This window comes from Candidatus Limimorpha sp., assembly GCF_056203535.1.
The window spans coordinates 1-6,061 of sequence record NZ_JBADWU010000119.1 but is presented as its reverse complement, the minus strand read 5'-3'; the positions used below and the strand labels follow the sequence as shown (position 1 = coordinate 6,061).

The window sequence follows — 6,061 nt, the reverse complement described above, 5'->3', positions numbered from 1 at the left end:
ATTGCCTCAAGACGCATCGTGGGGTAAGGGGATTTTGTGCAACGGAAACACCTAAATGCCATTCCCTACGGCCTGAAGGCATCTCCCCGGCCTGCTACTTTGGAACTCATTACTCTTGCAGATCGGTTGCGGATTTAAGGTACTCCTAACTCCAAATTCCAAACTCCTAACTTTTATCGTCTTTCCATGCACAAAAAAACAAGGGCAGGGGAGAAATCGAATCTCCACTGCCCTTATCTGTTATACCAAGAATCTAGTTCAGGTCATGGTTTGTGGTATGCAAAAGCCTTAATTTGGCTACCAAGGCTGCTTTATTATAAAGGTCGTATCGGCTGGCTCTACAACTGTAGCTGGAGAACATAAATAATTTCCAGAGTTGTCGCCAATAGATTTGAAATGACCTGACCGACCAGTCTGAATGCTACACTTCGGGAGTACATAAAGCCGTTCGGTTCCAATGCCATTTTTGCAAAGGACGGAACGGACTCCAAACCAATCCCAACGAAAACCCGACGCATACGAACGCCAATAGAATGGGCCATAGTGAGGTTCCCACGGACCTGCATCATGTCCGAAACCATATATTTCAGGCACATCCTCCCTTACTATGATTCGATAAGAAGACCAGGTTGTGCCCTTGTTGAACCCTATGGAATCAATCAGATAGCTCCACATGTCTGTTAAAGGCTGCTGATGTGTATTATTATACTGGGCAGCGATTTCTTCAGCCATCATACGGGTGAAAGGAAGGCCTCCACAATCATCTTTTATGATATTCTCACACGATTTTACGGCAGCACCATCCTGGTTTAATCTTGGGAAACGGCAATTTACTTTGTCTGACCAACGTGCATAAATCCAGCCGTAAACATCGGTGGAACGCATAGTCTTGTCGAAACAGGTGCCGTTTGGTCCACCCATGTTGATTTTAATCAGTTTCTCCTGGCGGACTCTCATTCTGTACATGTCCTTTCTTATGGTTAATTTATAGTTATGATTCAATATCGTTTGCATGCCTTCCAAATATCTTTGCCTATTAAGTCCCGGTATGGTTGATTCATCCCTTATGTCCTTGTTATATATGTAGGCCAAGAGAAAAGAGCAGCCTGATATCACTATATCACTGAGCATCGCTTGTTTTCTCATAGGGTATCCCTGGTGTTCCCAAAGGAAGGAAGCGGCGGAAATTGCTTCGTAACATAGCGGTACGTTTCCGGTCCCCGTATTGTAATATTGCATCATGTGATTCACAGCAAGGTCGTATATCTTCATTCCTTTATACTCGCCATTAGCCCAAGTTGTTACCAGCTGCCTGATTCTTTCGGTCTTCTCTTGTTCGTTAAGGCTTGTCGATTTAATGGTTTCATCGATTGATTTCATGGTCGGCATTGTGTATTGGATGAAAAAATGGACCACACTCTGGCGGCCCATTAAGACTTCCTGTGCAGGGATTTGTCTAACCGCCGCGAGCAATGCATCAAGTTTGTTATTAATGGTAGTAAGTTGTCCGCCAATGGCATCAAGCTTGGCATTAAGTTCAATCCACTTGGTTGGGTCGTTAATCAGGCCGGGAATGGCCATGCCTGTCGATGTAAAGAAACCGACGATGGTGATAATGCCAGTTAGGATGGAAAAGGGATCACAATTAGCGAGGCTTTGCATTTCCAAGTTGGCAAAATCATAAATGAAAGGATAGCCGGCTTCCATGTTATAGGGCAAAAACAGATAATCACCTGAAATCTCGTTGCTGCCGTTCGCATCGTCATAGACTTTGCCGCAATGCGGGCACAGCCAATGCTCTGCGTAGCCAAAAGAGGTGTCGCCTTGAGGCACTTCATCATAATGCACGAGATCTTCAATTGGGCACGGCCCGTATCCGCCTTCCACATCGGCATCTTCATAGGAGAAGCCGCACTCGCTGCAGGTATGGACGATTTCCTTTAAAGTGCAGCATGTGGCTTCTTTCTCGCTTTGGATGAAGTTGTGGACATGAAGCTGCGCGCCCTCGCCTATGGTGGCGGCATTCGGCTCCATGGCGCACACGGGATGAGGCAATGTGGAGATCACCTTTTCAATCTTCATTCCGCCCTGAGGAGCCTCGATAACCTGCACACATGCATTTTCGCCCTTAACCGTCAGCTGGTGGATGTCGACCGTTGCTTCCGGACATGCGAAATAGACCTCGCAACCGTCAACGGTCAGGTTGCCTTTGAAACTGCCGGTGAAACTTTCGCCAAAATCTGTTTCGGAAGCCGTCTCGATGTTGACTTCTAAGTCCAGATCGCCTTCAAACGAAAGCGAACCGCCTTTTGACTTGATGAAGGAACTTGAGCCTTTGACAGCTCCGCCATTGGCCGAAAGGGTCGCTTCGCTGTCGCCAAGGTCAATGGGTTTTCCTTCGTTAAGTTCATAGCAAAATTCGCCGAAATCAAGGAAGATGACGGTGTTTTTGCCTTCCGGCAACACGGCACCATCGCCTTCCGCATCCTTTAGAAGCTTGATGTCGGCTGTCTGTCCGTCACCGATAGCATTGAAAACTTCCTGCAAAGTTCCAAACTTTGCTCCATTCATTTCGAAATTCTCTTTCGAGTCTGTTTTGTCCTTCTTGCAGTTGCTCATCAAAACCAAGAGCGAAAGCAAGCAAATCAACGGCATGAATTTTTTCTTCATATCGCAATGTAGTTTTATTTCCGCACAAGACCATGTTGTTATTTGAGATTTCATTAAATCTGTCAAAAAACGGATTTCACTCGTCTTCGTGTGCGGAATGCAAAGGCGGATGGAAAACAGAATTTGACGCTCCAAAATTATGAAAAAAACGAGTGCATGGATAAAAAATTGATTTTTTTTATTGATTTTTTTATTGATTTCTTTGATGCCGTGTTTTTCACCATCTTTCCAAAGATTGTCCTGGCTGAAGTGTTGAAAGCCCGTTCGGGGTGGGTGCGGCTGGTCGGGCGGGACGGCGGGGCAGCGTCCGCCAAAAGGCTGACTAAGGACTTGATTTTCATATATCTGCGTTTATGACATGATGTTTGAAAATCAAGTTCTTAGGCAGACTGTGCGTTGGGTCGATTGTCCTGCCCTTGACTTTTTGCTTCTTTTAACTACGTTGAAATCGAAGATTCAGCGAGCTAATCTTGCTGCGGTGCGATTTGTGGCAAGACAAAAGAAGATAATTAGTGGTCTTTTTCGGAGTGAAAAAATACTCCTAATTCCAAACTCCTAACTTTTATTGGATTACCATGTCAAACGGCATTCTTGCCTGGATTCCAGTGTTGTTGGAAAGGTTTTCAATGCCTTCATAGTATTTGTAATATACGCCAAGTTTCTGGCGGAATGAGGCGTCAAGGTCGTCGTTGCCACCGCTCAGTTGCTCGGTGAAACGTGTCATGAAGTCCTTTTGCTTTGGCATTTCCACAATTTTGTAATCGTTGGCTATGCCGGCTCTTTCGACGGCAAAGGCGATGGCGTCTTCCATGTCGCCCAACTGGTCGACGAGGCCAAGCTCGATGGCATCAACACCAGACCACACGCGGCCTTGACCGATGCTGTCGACGTAACTCTGGCGCAAGCCACGGTTGCGGGCCACCATGCCCGTGAAATCGTCGTAGGTCTTCACAACCATCTGTTGCAGCTTGGCATATTGGAACTCGGTCAAAGGTTCGGTGAAGTTGCCGAAATCAGCGTTTTCGTTGGTCTTGACGACATCGAAGGTGAGACCTAACTTGTCGTTCAGTAATCCTTTCAGGTTCGGGAATGTGCCGAAAACGCCAATGGAACCGGTCAATGTGGTTGGGTCGGCGAAGATGTAATCGCCGTTGGCCGAAATCCAGTAACCGCCGGAGGCTGCGTAGTTGCCCATGGAAACGATGACGGGTTTTTCGTTTGATGCCAGTTCCACTTCACGGCCGATGACTGCCGATGCAACGGCACTGCCGCCAGGCGAGTTGACGCGCAAGACAATGGCTTTCACATTATTGTCTTCGCGTGCCTTGCGGATGGTCTTTGAAAGGTTTTCGGAATAAATGTTGCCTTCCTGACCTTTGCCGTCGAAAATCTGACCTTCGGCATAGATGATGGCGATTTCGTTTCCGCTGTTATTATTAATGCTGTAGGAATCAGCGTATTTCGCGTTTGGAACGGCATTTATTTTATTGGAGCCAGTCAGATTTTTGAGTTCGGCAAGCATTTCGTCTTTATACATCAGGCCGTCAACCAAATTGTATTCCATGGCTTTTGGGGCATCGGAGAAGGTCTCCATCTGGTCGGCAATCTGGTTGAGTTGCTCAACGCTGATGTTGCGGCTTTGGCTGATGGAAGCGAGGATTTCTCCCCAAACCGAACCCAGCAGTTTGTCCATTTGCTCGCGGTTGGCTTCGCTCATCTTGTCAAGGAAATAAGGCTCGACGGCACTCTTGAAACGGTTGTTGGGACCGCGCACGATTTGCATTTCCACATCAAGTTTTTCAAGCAAATGCTTGTAGAACATCACTTGCGAGGCCATGCCGTGGAGGTCGACCATGCCTTCGGGATTGAGGTAAATCTTGTCGGCAGCCGTGGCTAAATAATAGGCACTTTGGCTGTAGTTTTCACCATAGGTGACGACGAATTTGCCTGTTTCCTTGAATTCAATCAGCTTGTTGCGGATTTCCTGCAAGGTGGCTGTTGATGTTGGTATGCTGCTCAATTCCAAATAGATGCCTTTTATGTTGGCATCGGTCTTGGCATTCTCGATGTTGCTCAGGATTTGGTTCAGGCCCGTTACATCTTTCGATTCGAGGGTGTTGAAATCGATGCCGGCAAATTCGTTTTCGGAGGTACGGTCGGCAATTTCATAATCCAATTTCATGTAGAGGATGGAGTTCGGTTTCACGGTTGTCGCCATCTCGGTGTCTTTTGAAATACTTTTGATGAGCGATGAGAAGAAACTGACTTTTACGAAGAAGTTGATTAACAATGCAATCAACGTGCCGATGAAAGCGGCAATTACTACTTTGTAGAATTTCATTTTGTTGTGATTTTAGAATTAATGCTGCAAAAGTAGCATTTAATTCAATTGCTTGACGAAGTTGCAATCTTGCAACCTTATATTTTGCTATTTTTGCCGAAAAATCTTTTGCTAATGGAGACTTGTTACATTCTTTTTGGCTCGAATATGGGCGACAAATACGCGATTTTTGACCAGGCTTGCACCTTAATTAATGAAAGGTGTGGCAAGATTGTGGGCATGTCGTCGGCTTACGAGTCGGAGCCTTGGGGATTTGAGGCTGAAGAATGGTTCTTGAACCGCCTAATCGTCTTGGAAACCGATTTGGATCCAGACAGGTTGATGCGCCAGTTGCTTGACATTGAAACTGAATTGGGTCGTGTCCGTTTCATTGGAAAAATCGGCTATTCATCACGTACCATCGATTTGGACATTATTTATTATGGTGATTTCGTGCTACATACGGTGAAAGTCATTGCACCGCATCCGCGTTTGCATTTGCGCCGTTTCGTGCTGGAACCGCTGTGTGAAGTCTGCCCCGATTTTGTGCATCCTGTGCTTCAATTGACCAATAGGGAGCTGCTTGAGCAATGCGAAGATAAACTTGAAGTGAGGAAATGTGAGATTTCTGCGGATAAGTAATAGTGAAAAAATCAAGTTGATGTAAAACCTGATAGTATTTGCAAAACTGCGCCACCGAATGGGCATTTTCCGCCAAGAGATGAAAACGAAGCGCGGCTTGCAAAATGTGCTTGTAACGCCTTTCGGCCTCACCAAAAGCAAGCACAACGGCATTATTAATAATGTGGTGACGGCGGAGGGATTATTTCGGGCGGAGGAATGAAAAAGCAGCAATTTTAAAGTGTCTTTTGAAGCTTGAATAGTAGGTTAATTCACCATGCTGTTTCAAAAACTATTTATATACCGTGACTTAGTACATGACAAAAATTTCAAGAAGAGCAAAAAAACGGAAAAATCCGGTGTTTTTTTAGTTAAAACACTTGCATAATATCTTGGAAATCAGTAACTTTGAAGAAAATTTCCTATGTTTTCCATAGCTACTGATTCCAA

Annotated in this window: 5 protein-coding genes; 3 read left to right on the top strand and 2 right to left on the bottom strand. The window is 45.6% G+C overall.

Annotation, left to right across the window (positions count from 1 at the left end; translation table 11 throughout):
- Positions 1-297: 297 nt before the first annotated feature.
- Positions 298-2,670: a hypothetical protein gene (locus AC06MN_RS14625; protein WP_475673112.1), complete on the bottom strand. Its 2,373-nt coding sequence runs from the start codon at positions 2,668-2,670 to the stop codon at positions 298-300.
- Positions 2,671-2,826: 156 nt separating this feature from the next.
- On the opposite strand from AC06MN_RS14625, the gene AC06MN_RS14620 reads away from it, so the two are divergent.
- Entirely contained in the window at positions 2,827-3,027 is a 201-nt protein-coding gene (locus tag AC06MN_RS14620; protein WP_475673111.1) for a hypothetical protein, read from the top strand.
- Between the two features lie 205 nt (positions 3,028-3,232).
- On the opposite strand, the gene sppA is transcribed toward AC06MN_RS14620, so the two are convergent.
- The gene (gene sppA, locus AC06MN_RS14615) at positions 3,233-5,011 is read right to left on the bottom strand and encodes a signal peptide peptidase SppA (RefSeq protein ID WP_475673110.1); all 1,779 of its coding nucleotides are present in this window, start codon (positions 5,009-5,011) and stop codon (positions 3,233-3,235) included.
- Between the two features lie 114 nt (positions 5,012-5,125).
- Between sppA and folK the strand changes: the two genes are divergently transcribed.
- Together folK and AC06MN_RS14605 are read left to right on the top strand one after the other, a co-directional pair.
- Positions 5,126-5,632, top strand: a complete 507-nt coding sequence (gene folK, locus AC06MN_RS14610; RefSeq protein WP_475673109.1) for a 2-amino-4-hydroxy-6-hydroxymethyldihydropteridine diphosphokinase — start codon at positions 5,126-5,128, stop codon at positions 5,630-5,632.
- Between the two features lie 58 nt (positions 5,633-5,690).
- Positions 5,691-5,834 carry a hypothetical protein gene (locus tag AC06MN_RS14605; protein WP_475673108.1) on the top strand — a complete coding sequence of 48 codons (144 nt, stop codon included), beginning with the start codon at positions 5,691-5,693 and terminating at the stop codon, positions 5,832-5,834.
- Positions 5,835-6,061 lie beyond the last annotated feature (227 nt).